15 protein-coding genes are annotated in these 14,919 nt (G+C 71.4%); 8 read left to right on the top strand and 7 right to left on the bottom strand.

The features are described 5' to 3' along the window. A complete protein-coding gene (locus tag ACFV7R_RS27000) occupies positions 1 to 1,077 on the bottom strand; it encodes a dihydrodipicolinate reductase (RefSeq protein WP_385267901.1) in 1,077 nt (358 codons plus the stop codon). 194 nt (positions 1,078 to 1,271) lie between these two features. Here ACFV7R_RS27000 and ACFV7R_RS26995 point away from each other — a divergent pair, with 194 nt between their 5' ends. Together ACFV7R_RS26995 and ACFV7R_RS26990 are read left to right on the top strand one after the other, a co-directional pair. Beyond that, complete coding sequence (locus ACFV7R_RS26995; protein WP_385267899.1) at positions 1,272 to 1,964, top strand: GAF and ANTAR domain-containing protein; 693 nt, start codon at positions 1,272 to 1,274, stop codon at positions 1,962 to 1,964. 205 nt (positions 1,965 to 2,169) lie between these two features. Then, a complete protein-coding gene (locus ACFV7R_RS26990; protein WP_385267897.1) occupies positions 2,170 to 3,213 on the top strand; it encodes a YihY/virulence factor BrkB family protein in 1,044 nt (347 codons plus the stop codon). 51 nt (positions 3,214 to 3,264) lie between these two features. On the opposite strand, the gene ACFV7R_RS26985 is transcribed toward ACFV7R_RS26990, so the two are convergent. Genes ACFV7R_RS26985 through ACFV7R_RS26975 form a run of 3 tightly spaced genes read right to left on the bottom strand, consistent with a single transcriptional unit; the run spans position 3,265 to position 6,276 of the window. Continuing rightward, positions 3,265 to 4,755, bottom strand: a complete 1,491-nt coding sequence (locus tag ACFV7R_RS26985; protein WP_385267895.1) for a tripartite tricarboxylate transporter permease — start codon at positions 4,753 to 4,755, stop codon at positions 3,265 to 3,267. 1 nt (position 4,756) lies between these two features. After that, entirely contained in the window at positions 4,757 to 5,296 is a 540-nt protein-coding gene (locus ACFV7R_RS26980; protein ID WP_385267893.1) for a tripartite tricarboxylate transporter TctB family protein, read from the bottom strand. After that, positions 5,293 to 6,276: a Bug family tripartite tricarboxylate transporter substrate binding protein gene (locus ACFV7R_RS26975; protein WP_385268182.1), complete on the bottom strand. Its 984-nt coding sequence runs from the start codon at positions 6,274 to 6,276 to the stop codon at positions 5,293 to 5,295. Before ACFV7R_RS26975 ends, ACFV7R_RS26980 begins: the two co-directional genes overlap by 4 nt. Before the next feature lie 236 nt (positions 6,277 to 6,512). Between ACFV7R_RS26975 and ACFV7R_RS26970 the strand changes: the two genes are divergently transcribed. The 3 genes from ACFV7R_RS26970 (at position 6,513) to ACFV7R_RS26960 (ending at position 9,535) form a co-directional block, all read left to right on the top strand. After that, positions 6,513 to 8,162 carry an ATP-binding protein gene (locus ACFV7R_RS26970; protein WP_385267891.1) on the top strand — a complete coding sequence of 550 codons (1,650 nt, stop codon included), beginning with the start codon at positions 6,513 to 6,515 and terminating at the stop codon, positions 8,160 to 8,162. Continuing rightward, positions 8,159 to 8,872 carry a response regulator gene (locus ACFV7R_RS26965; protein ID WP_385267889.1) on the top strand — a complete coding sequence of 238 codons (714 nt, stop codon included), beginning with the start codon at positions 8,159 to 8,161 and terminating at the stop codon, positions 8,870 to 8,872. The genes ACFV7R_RS26970 and ACFV7R_RS26965 overlap by 4 nt, the downstream gene beginning before the upstream one ends. 99 nt (positions 8,873 to 8,971) lie before the next feature. Beyond that, complete coding sequence (locus ACFV7R_RS26960) at positions 8,972 to 9,535, top strand: hemerythrin domain-containing protein (RefSeq protein ID WP_385268180.1); 564 nt, start codon at positions 8,972 to 8,974, stop codon at positions 9,533 to 9,535. 224 nt (positions 9,536 to 9,759) lie between these two features. On the opposite strand, the gene ACFV7R_RS26955 is transcribed toward ACFV7R_RS26960, so the two are convergent. Continuing rightward, positions 9,760 to 10,287, bottom strand: coding sequence for a hypothetical protein (locus tag ACFV7R_RS26955; protein ID WP_165396532.1), 528 nt, complete (start codon positions 10,285 to 10,287; stop codon positions 9,760 to 9,762). Between the two features lie 274 nt (positions 10,288 to 10,561). Here ACFV7R_RS26955 and ACFV7R_RS26950 point away from each other — a divergent pair, with 274 nt between their 5' ends. Next, a complete protein-coding gene (locus ACFV7R_RS26950) occupies positions 10,562 to 11,800 on the top strand; it encodes a hypothetical protein (protein WP_385267887.1) in 1,239 nt (412 codons plus the stop codon). 26 nt (positions 11,801 to 11,826) lie between these two features. Here ACFV7R_RS26950 and ACFV7R_RS26945 read toward each other — a convergent pair whose 3' ends face one another. Next, positions 11,827 to 12,282, bottom strand: a complete 456-nt coding sequence (locus ACFV7R_RS26945; protein ID WP_385267885.1) for a flavodoxin family protein — start codon at positions 12,280 to 12,282, stop codon at positions 11,827 to 11,829. A gap of 227 nt (positions 12,283 to 12,509) precedes the next feature. Between ACFV7R_RS26945 and ACFV7R_RS26940 the strand changes: the two genes are divergently transcribed. Further along, on the top strand, positions 12,510 to 13,406 hold the full coding sequence (locus ACFV7R_RS26940; protein ID WP_385267883.1) for an arginase family protein: 897 nt from the start codon (positions 12,510 to 12,512) through the stop codon (positions 13,404 to 13,406). A 29-nt stretch (positions 13,407 to 13,435) separates the two neighbouring features. Here the strand turns inward: ACFV7R_RS26940 and ACFV7R_RS26935 are convergent, their stop codons facing one another. After that, positions 13,436 to 14,137: a type 1 glutamine amidotransferase domain-containing protein gene (locus ACFV7R_RS26935; protein ID WP_385267881.1), complete on the bottom strand. Its 702-nt coding sequence runs from the start codon at positions 14,135 to 14,137 to the stop codon at positions 13,436 to 13,438. Positions 14,138 to 14,274: 137 nt separating this feature from the next. Between ACFV7R_RS26935 and ACFV7R_RS26930 the strand changes: the two genes are divergently transcribed. Continuing rightward, on the top strand, positions 14,275 to 14,838 hold the full coding sequence (locus ACFV7R_RS26930; protein ID WP_385267879.1) for a TetR/AcrR family transcriptional regulator: 564 nt from the start codon (positions 14,275 to 14,277) through the stop codon (positions 14,836 to 14,838). The last annotated feature ends 81 nt before the right edge of the window (positions 14,839 to 14,919 follow it).

The following is a 14,919-nucleotide window of genomic DNA, read 5'->3' as shown; positions in this document are numbered from 1 at the left end:
TCAGGTCCTTCCCAGTCGGCCGGCTGCCGGGCGCAGCGGGACGTCGAGTGCGTCATAGAGGCCGGGTTTGGCCTCGGTGAGCCAGTCGATGGCGTTCACCAGCCGGCCGACGGCGGTGGCGTTGCCGCCCGCCGACCGGTTCTCGCCCTCGTCGGTCGCCGTGACGGTGACCTCGATGCGGGGCCGGCCCTCGATGATCACCCGGTGTGCTCCCGCACCGCCGTCGGGGGGTGCGGGCCAGTCCGGGGCGCAGGAGGCGTGGATGCGGGTGATGTGTTCGACGACGATACGGGGCCGGCCGTCGACGATGCCCTGCACCTCGAAGCGCACCGCGCCCTGGGTACCGGCCTCGAACTCCCCCATCGTCGGGGTGGTGACGGTGGTTTCGAGCGCGCGTCGCTCCAGCGTCTCGCGCATCTCGTCGAGTTCGACGCCGAGCGCCTTGGCCATCATGCGGATCTGCCCGCCCCACACCATCGTCGGCACGCTCTCGGCGAGCATGAGCGGCTGGTAGTCCATCGGGCGGCCCATGCCCACCAGATTCCGTACGGATTCCTCTTGTTCGTAGGTGGAGTAGTCGAAGATCTCCTGGCAGCGGACCGCGTCGATGCGCGAGCCGAGTCCGCTGATCAGCAGGGGCAACGTGTCGTTGGCCCAGCCGGGGTCCACCCCGGACACGAACAGCGACCCGCCGCCGGCCGAGACGGCCTCCAGCAGCGGGTCCCTGATCTCGGGCGGGGCGCCCCGCACGTCGTACATCCCGTACACCGACGCAGTGACGACCACCGCCCCGGCCCGAACGGCTCGACCGATGTCCGCCAGCGCCCCGTCCGGCCGTATGTCACCCGACGCCGCGTACACCACGGCACGCGGCCCGGCCGCGAGAACCGACGTCACGTCATCGGTCGCCGACACCCCGAGGCGCCGCCCCAGCCCGCCCAGATCGCCCGCGTCCCGGCCGACCTTGGCGGGGTCGGCCACCAGCACGGCCGCAAGATCCAGCGCCGGATGCGCGTCGACCGCGCGGATGGCCGCACGGCCGACATTCCCCGTACCCCACACAACCGTGGAAATCATGGGCGGAGGGTAACGAGTCGGCGCAAAGGTTCCCAGAGTCGTGCACGGATTCCAGGGCCGCGGCCGAGCGGTAGGCTGAGGGCGGCTGGGTCGGCGCTCTGGTCGGCGTGAGCAGTTGGGTTGCGGGGGCCGGGCCCGACGATCGACCTTCGGCCTCCTTCCGCAGCGAAGGTACGAGGAGCGGACGGTGGGCGATGGAGTGGCGTGAGTTCGCCGAACAGATGGCGGGGCTCGCCCGGCACCTGCTGGCGCAGAGCTCCCCGCAGGACACGCTGGACGAAATCGCCTCGAGTGCCGTCGAGCTGATCGAGGGGTGCGAGGCGGCGGGTGTCCTTACCCTGCGCAAGGGGCGCGCGGTGACCCTCTCCTCGTGCGGGGAGATGGGGAAGGAGTCCGACCGGCTGCAGGGCGAACTGGGTGAGGGCCCCTGTTTTGACGCCGCCCGGCGTACCGACGGCGAGCGGTTGTTCCGCATCACCGACATGACGAAGCCGCAGCCGCACTGGCCGCGTTTCGCGCCGGCGGCCCGGCAGCTGGGCGTGGGCAGCATGATGGGCTTCCTGCTCTACACGCAGGAGGAGGACTTCGGCGCCCTGAACTTCTACTCCTCCCGCCCGGGAGCCTTCGGTCCGGAGAGCGAGACGGCCGGCTGGCTGCTCGCCTCCCATGCCGCCGTCGCCCTGGCCAGTGCCCGCGCGGTGGACCAGCTGGAACACGCCCTGGACACCCGTCATGCGATCGGTGAGGCGATGGGCATCCTGCGGGAGCGCCATCACCTCAGCGAGGAAGAGGCCTTCGACGTGCTGCGCCGCATCTCCCAGACACACAACGTCAAGCTCCGCGACGTGGCCCAGACCATCCGCGCCAAGGCCGTCCCGGAAAGCTGACCCAGCCCGATCGGCGACCTTTCATCGGGGGTACGCGGATGGAACACGAAGCCGGCGCCGCGGATTCGGCTTCGTGAGGTGTCGTGGTTCGGACCAGAGCCACGGCACCGCTCGGCGCCGACGCCACGGCTTGCCATCGTCCGTCACTCTCCGCAGCCCATGCGACGGCCGACTGAAGTACGGGGCCGAGGGTTACTCGGCACGCATGACGAAGCTCCATCTTCCTGGGCGGAAGGATCACGGCGACCGGAGTCCGGCGCCGGAGGAGGCCGGGCCGGGGCCGGAGGTGGACCGGGCAGCACCGGATACGCCGACGCACCTGCCGAAGCGGTCGTGGGGTGCGGTGCTGAAGGGAAGCCTGCGGGAGTTCAAGGACGACGAGCTGACCGACCGCGCGGCGGCGCTGACCTACTACGGCGTGCTGTCGCTGTTCCCGGCGCTGCTGGTGCTGGTGTCACTGCTGGGCATCGCCGGTCCCTCGGTCACGGACAAGGTGCTGGACAACGTCCGGCAGCTCGCGCCGGGGCCGGCCCGGGACATCATCGTCCGGGCCGTGGAACAACTGCAGAACACCGCCGGCACCGGCACCATCGTGGCCGTCATCGGCCTGGTGCTGGCGGTGTGGTCCGCGTCGGGCTATGTGGCGGCGTTCATGCGTGCAGCGAACGCCGTCTACGACATTCCCGAGGGACGTCCGGCGTGGAAGGTCCTGCCCATCCGCGTGACACTGACCGTCGTCCTGATGGTGCTGGCCATGATCAGCTCGCTGATCGTGGTCTTCACCGGCGGTCTGGCCCGCCGGGCCGGGGACATCATCGGCATCGGGGACACCGCCTTGACGGTGTGGTCGATCGCCAAGTGGCCCGTGCTGGTCCTCCTGGTCACGTTCATGATCGCGATCCTGTACCGGGCGAGCCCCAACGCCAAGGTGAAGGGCTGGCGGTGGATCACCCCGGGCAGCTTCCTCGCCCTCGTGATCTGGCTGATCGCCTCCGCCGGCTTCGCGTTCTACGTCGCCAACTTCGGCTCGTACAACCAGACGTACGGGACCATGGCCGGCGTCATCGTCTTCCTGATCTGGCTGTGGATCTCCAATCTGGCGATCCTGCTGGGCCTGGAGTTCGATGCCGAGATCGCACGCCAGCGGGCCATCGTCGGCGGGCACCCGCCCGACGCCGAGCCCTACATCGAGCCACGCGACACCCGCGCCTGGGACGAGGCGGACCGGCGCCGGGTGGACGACACATGATCGGCGGTGGCCAGGGGCCGCACTCGCATACTCGCGGCCCCCGGCCACGCATCAGGACGTGCCCGGACGGCGCACGAAGCGCTTCAGCAGCGGCCAGGCCAGCAGTACGACGACCACCGCGTACACCGTCACCGCGAACGGCGTGTCGACCAGGCCGGAGACGCTGCCGTCGCTGATCTGCAGGGCGCGCCGGAGCTGCTGCTCGGCGTTCGGGCCGAGGATGACCCCGATGACGGCGGGCAGCACGGGGAGGCCGTAGCGGCGCATACCGAATCCGATCAGGCCGATGACCAGCAGGATCACCAGGTCCACGACCTCGCCGCCCACCGCGTAGGCGCCGACCGCGGCGAAGAACAGGATCCCCGCGTAGAGGTACGGCCGCGGAATGCGCAGCAGTTTCGCCCAGACCGGCGCGAGCGGCAGGTTCAGGGCGAGCAGCAGCACCATGCCGACGAACAGGGAGGCGATCAGGCCCCACACCAGCTCGGGTTCGCGTTCGAACAGCAGCGGGCCGGGCTGGATGCCGTACTGCTGGAACGCGGCGAGCATGACCGCCGCGACCGCGGTGGTGGGCAGGCCCAGCGTCAGCATCGACACCAGCGTCCCCGCCGCCGAGGCCGACGCGGCGGACTCCGGTCCGGCAACGCCCTCGATCGCGCCCTTGCCCCACTCGTCCTTGTGCTTCGACAGGCGCTTCTCCGTGACGTACGACAGGAAGGTGGGGATCTCCGCGCCGCCCGCCGGGATCGCCCCGAAGGGGAAGCCGATGAACGGGCCGCGCAGCCAGGACTTCCAGGTCCGCTGCACATCGCCGCGTCCCAGCCAGGGGCGGCCGACCGGGATCGCCTCGCCGGGCCTGCGCCGCAGGTGGGCGGCGACCCACAGGGCCTCGCCGATGGCGAAGAGGCCGACCGCGACGATCACGACGTCGATGCCGTCGGCGAGTTGGAGCGATCCGAAGGTGAGCCGCTGCTGCCCGGTCATCTGGTCCAGGCCGACCAGGCCGAGGGTGAGGCCGATCAGCAGAGAGGCGAGCCCGCGGATGCGGGACGAGCCGAGCACGGAGGTCACCGCGATGAAGGCGAGGACCATGATGGCGAAGTAGTCCGGGGCGCCGATGTCGACGGCGAGTTCGGCGACCGTGGGGGCGAGCGCGACCAGCAGGATCGTGCCGACCATGCCGCCGGCGAAGTGGCCGATGGCGGCGGCCGCCAGCGCCTGTGCGCCGCGCCCTGCCTTGGCCATCGGGTTGCCTTCCATGGCGGCGACCACGGCGGCGCTCTCTCCGGGGGTGTTGAGCAGGATCGACGTCGTCGAACCGCCGAACATGGCGCCGTAGTAGATGCCCGCGAACATGATGAACGCGCCGATGGGATCCAGCCCGTACGTCACCGGCAGCAGCAGCGCCACCGCCATGGCCGGTCCGATGCCGGGCAGTACGCCGATCGCGGTGCCGAGGAGCACGCCGAGGGCGGCCCAGAGGAGGTTGAGCGGGGTCAGTGCCGTACCGAAGCCGTCCAGCAGGGAGTCGAGGGCGTTCATCTCAGAGCACTCCCATCAGGGGGCCGCCGGGCAGCGGCACTCCGAGCAGGTTGTTGAACACGACGTAGGTGACGAGGGAGAGGCCGGCCGCGATGAGCGGGTCACGGTCGGTGTGGCGGCTGCCGAGCGCGAAGGCGGCTCCCCAGAAGAGGAGGGCGCCCGCGATGGGGAAGCCGAGGGGTTCGATCAGGACGGCGGCGCCCAGGAAGACTCCGGCGAGCAGCAGCACGGTGCGCCAGTCGGCGGGTTCGGACAGGTCGATGTCCTCGCCGGTCTCTGCCTGACCGCGGCCGCCGCGCAGGACGTCCACGGCGAGCAGGGCGGCGATGAGCAGCAGTCCGGCGCCCACGACGATCGGTACGGTCTTCGGTCCGACGGGTCCGCGCTGGGCGATGTCGACGTCCATGGTGAGGGCGTCGGTCAGCACCAGCACGCCGAGGGCCAGCAGCAGGACGCAGACGCCGAGTTCGGAGTGCTCGCGCAGCCAGGAGCGGTGCGCCGGCGCGGGCGCCGGAGGGGTGTCGGTGGTCTGTGTCGTCACAGTCCCAGCTCCTTCAGTACCGAGACCACGCGCTGGTCCTGGGCGTCCAGGAACGCGCCGAACTTCTCGCCGGTGAGGAAGGCGTCGTCCCAGCCGTTCTGCTTCAGGGACTTCTGCCACTCGGGCGAGTCGTGGAGTTCCTCGATCAGCCGGACGAGCTTGTCGCGCTCGGCGTCGGAGAGACCGGGCGGTGCGACGATGCCGCGCCAGTTGGTGAAGTTCACGTCGTAGCCCGCCTCCTGGAGTGTGGGCGCGTCGAGGCCGTCGACGCGCTCGGGGCCGGTGACCGCGAGCAGCCGCAGCTCCCCCGCCCTGATCTGGTCGAGGTACTCGCCGACGCCGGAGACACCGAAGGCGACCTTGTTGCCGAGGATCGAGGCGAGCAGTTCACCGCCGCCGTCGAAGGGGATGTAATTGACCTCCTTCGGGGCGATGCCGGCGGCCCGCGCCATCAGCATCGGCGCGAGATGGTCAGGTCCGCCCGGCGAGGATCCGCCACCGACGGGGAGCTTGCCGGGGTCGGCCTTCCAGGCGTCGACGAGGTCGTCGATCGTCTTGTACGGGGAGTCCTTGGCGACCACGACGACGTCCTGCTCCTCGGTGAGCCGGGCGATCGGGGTGGTGTCGGCGAGGGTCTTGGGCGCGTGGTTGGAGCGGACGGCGCCGACGACGCCGAGCCCCATCGACATCGCGAGCTTGCCGTTGCCGTGCTCGCTCACCAGGCGGGTCAGGCCCACGGTGCCGCCGGCTCCGGGCAGGTTGAACACCTCGACGTTGGGCGTGAGCCCGGCGTCCTCGGCGTTCTTCGCGGCCGTGCGGGCCGTGATGTCGTAGCCGCCGCCGGGCGTGTTGGGGACCATGAAGCGCAGTCCCGGGATCTGTGTGCCGGTCTCGGCGCCGCTGCCGGTGCTCAGCAGGGGCGGTCCCAGGAGCAGGAGTACGGCGGCCCCGAGCAGGGCGAGGGGGGTGCGCAGGCGCACTGGTGCCACCACCTGTCGGTTCGTGGATGCGGTTCGGGAAGGCCCTGTGGGGGAGGGTGATGTGGGCCACATGGTGCCTGCGTGTCGACGGCCTGTCTCGCTTCCGGAACCAACGGAGGTTTTGGTCTTTGTGTCAGCAGCCGGGTTGCCGACCGATCTCTTTCCTCCGGCGCAGGTGGACGCCATGATGAGGCAGCCCCGTCCGTGAGCCCCCGCTGTCAGAGATCGAGTCCGTCGTGGTCGCCACCTTCCGTCGCCAGACCCTTGCAGGCGAGATGCTGGTGCTTCAGCTCGCCATCGTCGTGGTGGTGCTGCTGGCGGTCGCCGCGGTCTCGCTCGCCCAGTCGGAGGCGACCTTCAACCGGGTCGAGGGCCGCCGGGTGAGCGCGCTGGCCGAGCAGTTGGCCGCCAATCCCCTGGTGCGCAGCCAGCTCGTGGCGCCGCTGCCGCGGGAGGCCCTGGCGCCGCTGGTCAACTCCGCTCAGTCCCAGTCCGGGGTGACCTCGGTGACGGTGGCCGACGCGGACGGCCGGATCGTCAGCTCCACGAATCCCACCGTGATCGGCGACGCGCTGCCGCTGGGCGAGGGCGCCGTCGTGGGGCGCGGCTGGTCGGGGGAGCTGGAGGTGGACGGCGTACGGGAACTCGTGGCGCAGGTGCCGGTGCTCGGGGCCGCGCGGGAGAGCCTCGGGCGGCAGCTGGGCACGGTGATGATCGGCGAGGCCTCTTTGACGGTGTGGCAGCGGCTCAGCGGCGCCTCCTCCTATCTGCTCGCCTACCTGGGCGTCGCCAGCGGTCTCGGTCTGGCCGGCTCCTTGTTGCTGGCCCGGCGGGTCAAACGGCAGACCCTCGGCCTGGAGCCGCGCGAGATCACCGGGCTGGCCGAGCATCGTGAGGCGATGCTGTACGGGATCGCCGAGGGCGTCGTCGCCCTGGACCCGCAGCACCGGCTCACCCTGGTGAACGAGATGGGCCGGCGCCTGCTCGGCCTGCCCGAGGACTGCGTGGGCCGGAGCCTGGCCGACCTGGGCATCGAGGGGCGGCTGCGGGACGTGCTGGCCGGAGACCTTCAGGGCCCGGCCGACAAGCGCGACGAGGTCGTCATCCGGCACGACCGGGTCCTGGTGATGAACCGGATGACGGTGACCAAGGACGGCCGGCTCCTCGGCTCGGTCACCACGCTGCGGGACCGCACCGAACTGGCCCGGCTGGAGCGGGAGATCGGCTCCTTCCGCAGTTCCTCGGAGTTGCTGCGCGCGCAGGCGCACGAGTTCGCCAACCAGCTGCACACCATCTCCGGGCTGATCCAGATCGGGGAACAGGACGAGGTGGTGCGCTACATCCGCGCGCTGAACCAGCGCCGCCAGTCGCTGGACGTCACGCTCAGCCGACGCGTACGCGACACGGCCGTGGCCGCCCTGCTCATGGCCAAGTCATCGCAGGCCGCCGAACGCAAGGTCCGCCTGCGGATCTCGGACGACACCGCACTCGGCCGGCTCGCCCCGGAGGACGCCGCCGATGTGGCCACGGTGGTCGGCAACCTCGTCGACAACGCCGTGGACGCGGCCGCGGCGGGCGACGGCGGTGACCGCGGGGCCTGGGTCGAGGTCGAACTGCGGCAGGACGCCTCCACCGTCGAGATCGCGGTCCGTGACTCCGGGCCCGGTGTTGCGCCCGACCTCGCGCGGGAGGTGTTCTCGCACGGTTTCACCACCAAGGCCGCCCAGAAGGGCGAGCGCGGCATCGGCCTGGCGCTGACCCGGCTGGTCTGCGAGCGGCACGGCGGCGAGATCTCGGTGACCAACACCCCCGACGGTGCCCTGTTCACCGCACGCATGACCGTCAGCCACCTCACCGACGCGGTGGCGGAAGGAGCGGGCCGATGACCAGTACGACGGAATCGTCCGGTGCGGCGGACGCGATCGACGTCCTCGTGGTCGACGACGACTTCATGGTGGCCCGGGTCCATCGCACCTTCGTCGAACGGATCCCGCCGTTCCGGGTCGTCGGCGTCGCCAGCAGCGGCGAGCAGGCCGTCGACGCCGTCGACGAACTGCGCCCCGACCTCGTGCTGCTCGACCTGTACCTGCCGGACGTCTTCGGCCTGGACGTCATCCCACGGCTGCGCACCGCCGGCCACGACTGCGACGTCATGGTCATCAGCGCCGCGCGGGAGGCGGACACGGTGCGCGGCGCCGTACGGCACGGCGTGGTCGACTACCTCCTCAAGCCCTTCGAGTTCGAGGACCTGCGGGCCCGCCTGGAGCGCTACGTCGCCCAGCGCGGGCGCCTGCTGGCCACCGTCGTACGCGGTCAGGCCGATGTGGACCGGGTCCTGGCCGGGGCGAGCGCACCGGTGCCGGCCGGCGGTGCGCTGCCCAAGGGGATGAGCGTCGAGACCGCCGAGCTGGTCGAACGCGCCCTGCGCTCCGCCGACGGCACGCTCTCGGCCACCGAGTGCGCCTCCCTGACCGGCGTCTCCCGGGTGAGCGCGCGCCGTTATCTGGAGTACTTCCACACGACCGGCAACGCCGAGGTGTCGCTGCGGTACGGGGTGGCAGGGCGGCCCGAGCGGCGGTACAGCTGGCGGGCGTGAGGCGCGCACCCGAGCGGGTTGGCCCTCCGGGGGCAGGGCACTCGGAGGCAGCGGCGGGAGTCATCCGGAACCGCCGAAGCCACGCTGGAGGCGATGGACATGCCACATGAGGGAAACGTCATCGACGAGCTGGTGACCGATCACCGGGAGGTGGAGGAGCTCTTCGGCCGGATCGAGGGGCTGCCGCCCGGTGACAAGGACCGCAAGCTCCACGCCGACCAGGTCACGATGGAGCTGGTACGGCACTCGGTGGCCGAGGAAGCCTATCTCTACCCCGCGGTCCGGGAGCACGTACCGGACGGAAACGCCCTGGCCGACAAGGAGATCGAGGACCATTCCAGGGCCGAGCAGCTGATGAAGGACCTGGAGAGCTGTGATGCGGACGATCCGGAGTTCAACCGCCTCATCGGCCTGCTGATGAGTGAGATCCGCACGCACGTGGCCGACGAGGAACAGAACCTGTTCCCCAAGCTGCGCGCCGCATGTTCACCGCAGGCGCTCGACGACCTGGGCGACAAGGTCCGCCAGGCGAAGATGCTGGCGCCGACCCGTCCGCATCCGTCGGCCCCGGACACGCCTCCGCTGAACAAGCTGCTGGCGCCGGGGACCGGACTGGTCGACCGGCTGCGCGACGCACTGACGGGACGCGGCAAGCCGGACTGACGACGCGGGTCGCCTCACAGGCGTCGTCACACGGGGTGGGCCTCGGCCGCCGAGCGCCTGCCCCGGCCGTCCCCCGCACGGCGTCACGGCCGGGCCGGACGCCGGAACACCTGCCCCGGCCGTCCCGCAGGCGGCGGACCCGCCGCAGTCTCGGCACCGGAGCGCCTGCGTCGCCTCAGGACCGGCCCCGGACGCCCGCCCCCGGCGTCACCGCCACGTCGGCCTCAGGCGGTGAGTGCCTGTCCCGGCCCCAGGCGGTCCAGAAGGAGGGTCTGGTGCAGCTCGGCCACGGGTGCGAGCAGGTCGGGGTGTCGGAGCAGGGCAGCGGCCTGCCGGTCCTGCTCGTCGGGTGCGATCAGGCGCCGGAACTCGACCGGTGTGCCCCCGGTGTGTCCGCCGTCGGCGAGCGCGGTCACCGCAAGGCCGGCCAGCTCGGCGTCCGTGAGCAGGCAGGCCGCCCAGCTCGCCACGACCTCGTCCACCCAGGTCCGCCAGGCATCACCCTCCGGGTCCTGTCCCCCGTCCGAGTCCGCGCCGGTGATCCAGTCGAGTCGCGCCGAGCCTCCGGGCCCGGCCATCCCGACCAGCGCGGCGTCCATCTGCGTCGGATACCGCAGCCACGCCGCGACCGTCACGGCCTGCCGTGCCTGCACCTCGCACAGGGCGGAGGCGAGGGCACCGCCGGACGCCGGGTAGGCGCGCGTCAGCCATTGGGTGGTCGCCGCGATGAGCGGGGAGAGGTCTACGAGCACTGCCGGGCCGTCCGAGGTGTTTGCGGGAAGCAGGGGTGTGCAAACGGTAGCCCGCGGCCGGGCCGGCCCCACATGGCCCGGATCTCATCTGCGGCGTGGCCTCGGCCACAGATCCGGCCCGGCATGCAGGACGACCGAACTCCCCACCGGGACATCACACGGTCGCTGTACCCAGGTGGCGAGGCAGCCGACGGGGCCTTAGGAATGGGACGGAACAACGCGCGTCGCGCTTCGGCAGCGCAGGAGCGGCCGCACCTCTCCCATGGAGCCCAGGATGACCACCCGCTCTTCACCATCCCAGTCGAATCAGCCCGCCATAGCCTTCACCCAGGCCATCCCCTCGGCGGAACCGCTGTCCGGGACCATCCCGGCGATCGGCCCGGCCTCGGCCATCGGCCCAGGACCCGAGGAGAACACCGGGCACGCCGGTCCCCCGGGACACTCCGACGACAGCACTCCCCAACTCCCCACGGCACCCCGGCCCGAGGAGGGCGCTGCGGGCGGAGGCTCGTACGGCGATCCGGGCTTCGACCTCGTCCATGCCGCTGTCAGTGCTCGGCCGCTGGAGGAAGTCGTCCGGCTCGTCACGCTGATGGAGGAGTCACCCGAGTACGCACAGACGGTCGTCGCCGTCCTGAGGGCCGTCGCGGTGACCCGCCCGGTGGACGACGTCGCCCATCTGGTCGCCGAACTGACCCGGCCGCCGCGTGGGGCCGACAGCGCGGACGAAACCATCCGCGCGGCGGTCGAGGGCCGGTGCGTCGAGGACGTCACACGTCTGATGGCGTTGCTGCACCAGACGCCGTTGGAGCCGCACTGCGGACAGGCAGCGGTGCGGGCGGCCGCCACGGGTCGGCCGGTCGAGGAGCTCGTGGAGCTCATCGGACGGCTGGCCCAGCAACAGGTGCGGGAACCGTACGGGGTTCGGCCGGAGCTGATATCCGGGCCCGCCGCACAGGACGCGATGCCGAGCGCCGCCCTCGCGCCCGTCCCCGAGGTGTTCACGGTGGCGGACAGCAAACTCATCCTCGGGCTTCGCGGAAGGCGAACCGTCCGCATACGGCGTGACCGCCCCCCTGCCCCGCCCAAGCGACCTGTGTTCTGGCCGAGTTGGCTGGCCGCTGCAGCCCTCGTCGTGTGCGGCGCCGCATGCTTCCCGCTGCACCGTCAGGGCACGACCTCCAGCATCTACGTCGCCACACTCGGGGCGTCCGGCGCGTGCGTGGTGCTGGCTGTCCTGCTGGCTCTTCGGACCACGGTGCCGATGCTGATGGCGGGTGTGGCCCTGCCTGCGACGCTGGCGGCGGCCGGGCTGCTCGAGGGCAGGATCCACTCGGCCGGGCTGTCCCGGGCCCTGCACATCACAGTGGCGCCGCCCTGGAGCGCCGGTCTCACCGCGGTGTGCGCGTCGCTGGCCTCGCTCGCCGCGCTGCTCCTGCTGTTGATGGTGCAGATGGCGGACCGGTACCCGGCGCCGCGACCGGTGGCCGAGGCGAGTCGGGTCACGGAATGACCTGGCAGCTGAGGGGTGGCCGATCGTCACGGCTCCATGAGTCCGGCGGCCACCGTCGCCCCCAGTTCCCAGCACGCCTGGATGTCGGCCCGGTCCGGCTCTCCCGTCACGGTCACCGCCTCGGCGGTACGCCGCCAGCCCAGGCCGGTCGTGATCGACTCGATGCCGCGCACCGCTCCGGTGACATCGCTGCCGCCGTGCACGTAGTAGCCGAAGGGCCTCCCCCGTGTCTCGTCGAGGCAAGGGTAGTAGACCTGGTCGAAGAAGTGCTTGAGGGCGCCGGACAGGTAGCCGAGGTTCGCCGGTGTACCCAGCAGATACCCGTCGGCGGCCAGTACGTCGGACGCCGTCGCGGACAGTGCCGCCCGTCGCTCGACCCGGACGTTCTCGATCTCCGGGGTCGTCGCACCGGAGATGACGGCCTCGAGCATCGCCTGACAGTTGGGCGACGGCGTGTGATGCACGATCAGCAAGGTGGTCACGCCACCGAACCCTGCCGTGCCCCCGGGTACGGCCGCAAGCTGCGCACGGGTGCTCCGGCAGGACGAGGCGCTGTTCACTCCCGCTCACCCCGATGCCGTACCGGAGCCCCGGTTGTTCCTGCACTGCCGACCGGACGGGGCGGCTGACCTGGGTCGGCTGGGCGTGGGCCGCGTTCTGCGGGACGATGGGCTGTGGAGCCACCGCCCATCGGCGAAGGGGCTGTGACGTGCAGGAACTGGCGATCATCGAGGCGCCGTCCGTGCTGGGACTGCGACCCACCGGCGTGCAGGAGCTGCCGGCGGCCCTGCTCGATGCCGGTCTGCTGGACCGGCCCGGGGCGGTGCGGGCCGGCCGGGTCGAACCGCCGGCCTACACGCCTGGGCGGGATCCCGACACCGGGGTCCTGAACAGTGCCGGAATCGCGGAGTACTCCGTCCGGCTCGCCGACGCGGTCGCCGGCGTTCTCGACACCGGTCGCTTCCCCGTCGTCCTCGGCGGCGACTGCAGCATCCTGCTCGGCGCGCTCCTCGCCCTCAAGCGGCGCGGACGCCACGGGCTGCTGTTCCTCGACGGCCACAGCGACTTCTACCAGCCGGAAGCGGAACCGGTGGGCGAGGCGGCCTCGATGGACCTCGCCCTGGCCACGGGCCGCGGGCCCCGGCCGCTCGCCGACCTCGAGGACCGCGGACCGCTGGTGCGGGACGAGGACGTCGTCGCCTTCGGCTTCCGTGATGCCACCGAGGCCGCCGTGTTCGGGATGCAGCCGCTGCCGCCCTCGCTGTACGCGATCGACTTCGACGGCGTGCGTGCGGCGGGCGCTGCCACGGCCGCTCGCGAGGCCGTCGACCGGCTCACCGGCGTTCCCGGCCCCGGCTACTGGATCCACCTCGACGTCGACGTTCTGGACGACGCGGTCATGCCTGCCGTCGACTACCGGCTGCCCGGCGGGCTGAGCTGGGCGGAGCTGGAGCAGGTGCTGCACACGGCCCTGGCCGACGAACGGGCCACCGGGATCGACGTCACGATCTTCAACCCCCGCCTGGATCCCGACGGAAGTATCGCGGCCCGTCTGACCCAGTGCCTGAACCGAGGACTGTCGGCCCGAACGCCGGTGCAGGGCTGAACCGCGCCCGGGTGGGCGCGGCCCGGCGGTCAGTCGGCGAGGGTCTTCAGTACGGCCTCGGCCGTGGCCTTGCTGGACTGGGGGTTCTGACCGGTGATCAGGTTGCCGTCCTGCACCACCGTGTTGCTCCACGCGGGCCCGGCCTCGACCACGGCACCGCGCTCACGCAGCCTGCTCTCCACGTAGTAGGGCGTGTTGTCGCCCAGACCGCCCTGGCGCTCCTCCTCGTCGGTGAACGAGGTCAGGGTGCGGCCGGCGAACGTGAAGCCGCCGTCCGGCCGTCCGGCGCTGAGCAGCGCGGCCACGCCGTGGCACAGGGCCGCCACCGTTCGGCCCGAGGCGTCGGCCTCGTCGAGCAGCCGGCCGAGGTCGGCGTCCGTGGCGAGGTCGGCCATCGGGGCGTGGCCGCCGGGGATGTAGATCGCGTCGTAGTCGCCGGCCCGCACCTCGGCGAGGGAGAGCGGCGCGGACAGCTGGTCGGCGATGCCGTCGAGGTAGGCACGCAGCCGCTGCGCGTCGGCCTCCGCCACCCCGCCGCGCTCGTCCAGGCTGAGGGCATCGACCGTCGGCCGGACGCCGCCCGGCGTGGCGATCGAAACCTCGGCACCGGCGGCGGTGAGCACCTCGTGGGATGCGGCGACCTCCTCTGCCCAGTAACCGGTGGGGTGGGTGGAGCCGTCGGCCAGCTGCATGCTGTTCGCGCTCGAAATGACCATCAGAATCTTCGACATGCGGACCATGGTCCATCAGGGAATTTTTCGTTGCACACGGAAGCCATTAGGAAAATTATGGCCTTCCCCTTGCCCCGAGCGAGACGGCTGACCAAGGACCATTGACACTCCTCAAGTGTGAGTGATTAAGTACTCACATGAAGACGGAACAGCGCCGACTCTCCACCGCCGAGGAACGCCGTGAGACGGTCCTGCGCACCGCCATCGGCGCGTTCGCGGCCCGCGGCTACTTCGGCACCACCACCACGGAAGTGGCCAAGGCGGCCGGCATCTCGCAGGCCTACGTCTACCGGCTCTTCCCGAACAAGGAGGCGCTGTTCACCGCAGTCGTCGAGCACTGCTTCACCCAGGTGCGCACAGCCCTCGAAGGCGGAGCGGCCGAGGCCCGCAGCAGCGCCCCCGAGGCCGTGCTCGAGTCGATGGGTGATGCCTACGCCCGCCTCATCAGCGACAACGACCTGCTGCTGGTGCAGCTGCACGCCCAGGCGGCGGCCGTCTCCGAGCCCGCCGTCAGGGAGGCGGTCAGGGCCGGGTACGCCCGCGCGGTCGAGTACGTCCGGGGCGCGTCCGGCGGCAGCGAGGAGCAGGTCCAGCAGTTCTTCGCCACCGGCATGCTCTGCCATCTGATCGTCTCCATCGACGCCGAGTCCGTCGACGCGCCCTGGACCCGCACCCTGGCGGCGGGCATCACGCACTACTGACCGACCCCGCCCGGGCGGCCGTCCGGTCCCTGCGGACCGACAGTCGCCCTTTCCCGGGCCTCGTCAGTGAGTGGTTGACCA

The organism is Streptomyces sp. NPDC059866, assembly GCF_042731325.1.
Classification (GTDB): Bacteria; Actinomycetota; Actinomycetes; order Streptomycetales; family Streptomycetaceae; genus Streptomyces; species Streptomyces flavusporus.
Note: the sequence above shows the minus strand (reverse complement) of the source record. Positions and strands in the feature narration are given on the sequence as shown.

Bases quoted from the DNA above. Each gene is read 5' to 3' on its own strand.
- ACFV7R_RS27000 (WP_385267901.1), bottom strand. From the start codon at position 1,077: ATGATTTCCACGGTTGTGTGGGGTACGGGGAATGTCGGCCGTGCGGCC.
- ACFV7R_RS26995 (WP_385267899.1), top strand. From the start codon at position 1,272: ATGGAGTGGCGTGAGTTCGCCGAACAGATGGCGGGGCTCGCCCGGCAC.
- ACFV7R_RS26990 (WP_385267897.1), top strand. From the start codon at position 2,170: ATGACGAAGCTCCATCTTCCTGGGCGGAAGGATCACGGCGACCGGAGT.
- ACFV7R_RS26985 (WP_385267895.1), bottom strand. From the start codon at position 4,755: ATGAACGCCCTCGACTCCCTGCTGGACGGCTTCGGTACGGCACTGACC.
- ACFV7R_RS26965 (WP_385267889.1), top strand. From the start codon at position 8,159: ATGACCAGTACGACGGAATCGTCCGGTGCGGCGGACGCGATCGACGTC.
- ACFV7R_RS26960 (WP_385268180.1), top strand. From the start codon at position 8,972: ATGCCACATGAGGGAAACGTCATCGACGAGCTGGTGACCGATCACCGG.
- ACFV7R_RS26950 (WP_385267887.1), top strand. From the start codon at position 10,562: ATGACCACCCGCTCTTCACCATCCCAGTCGAATCAGCCCGCCATAGCC.
- ACFV7R_RS26935 (WP_385267881.1), bottom strand. From the start codon at position 14,137: ATGTCGAAGATTCTGATGGTCATTTCGAGCGCGAACAGCATGCAGCTG.
- ACFV7R_RS26930 (WP_385267879.1), top strand. From the start codon at position 14,275: ATGAAGACGGAACAGCGCCGACTCTCCACCGCCGAGGAACGCCGTGAG.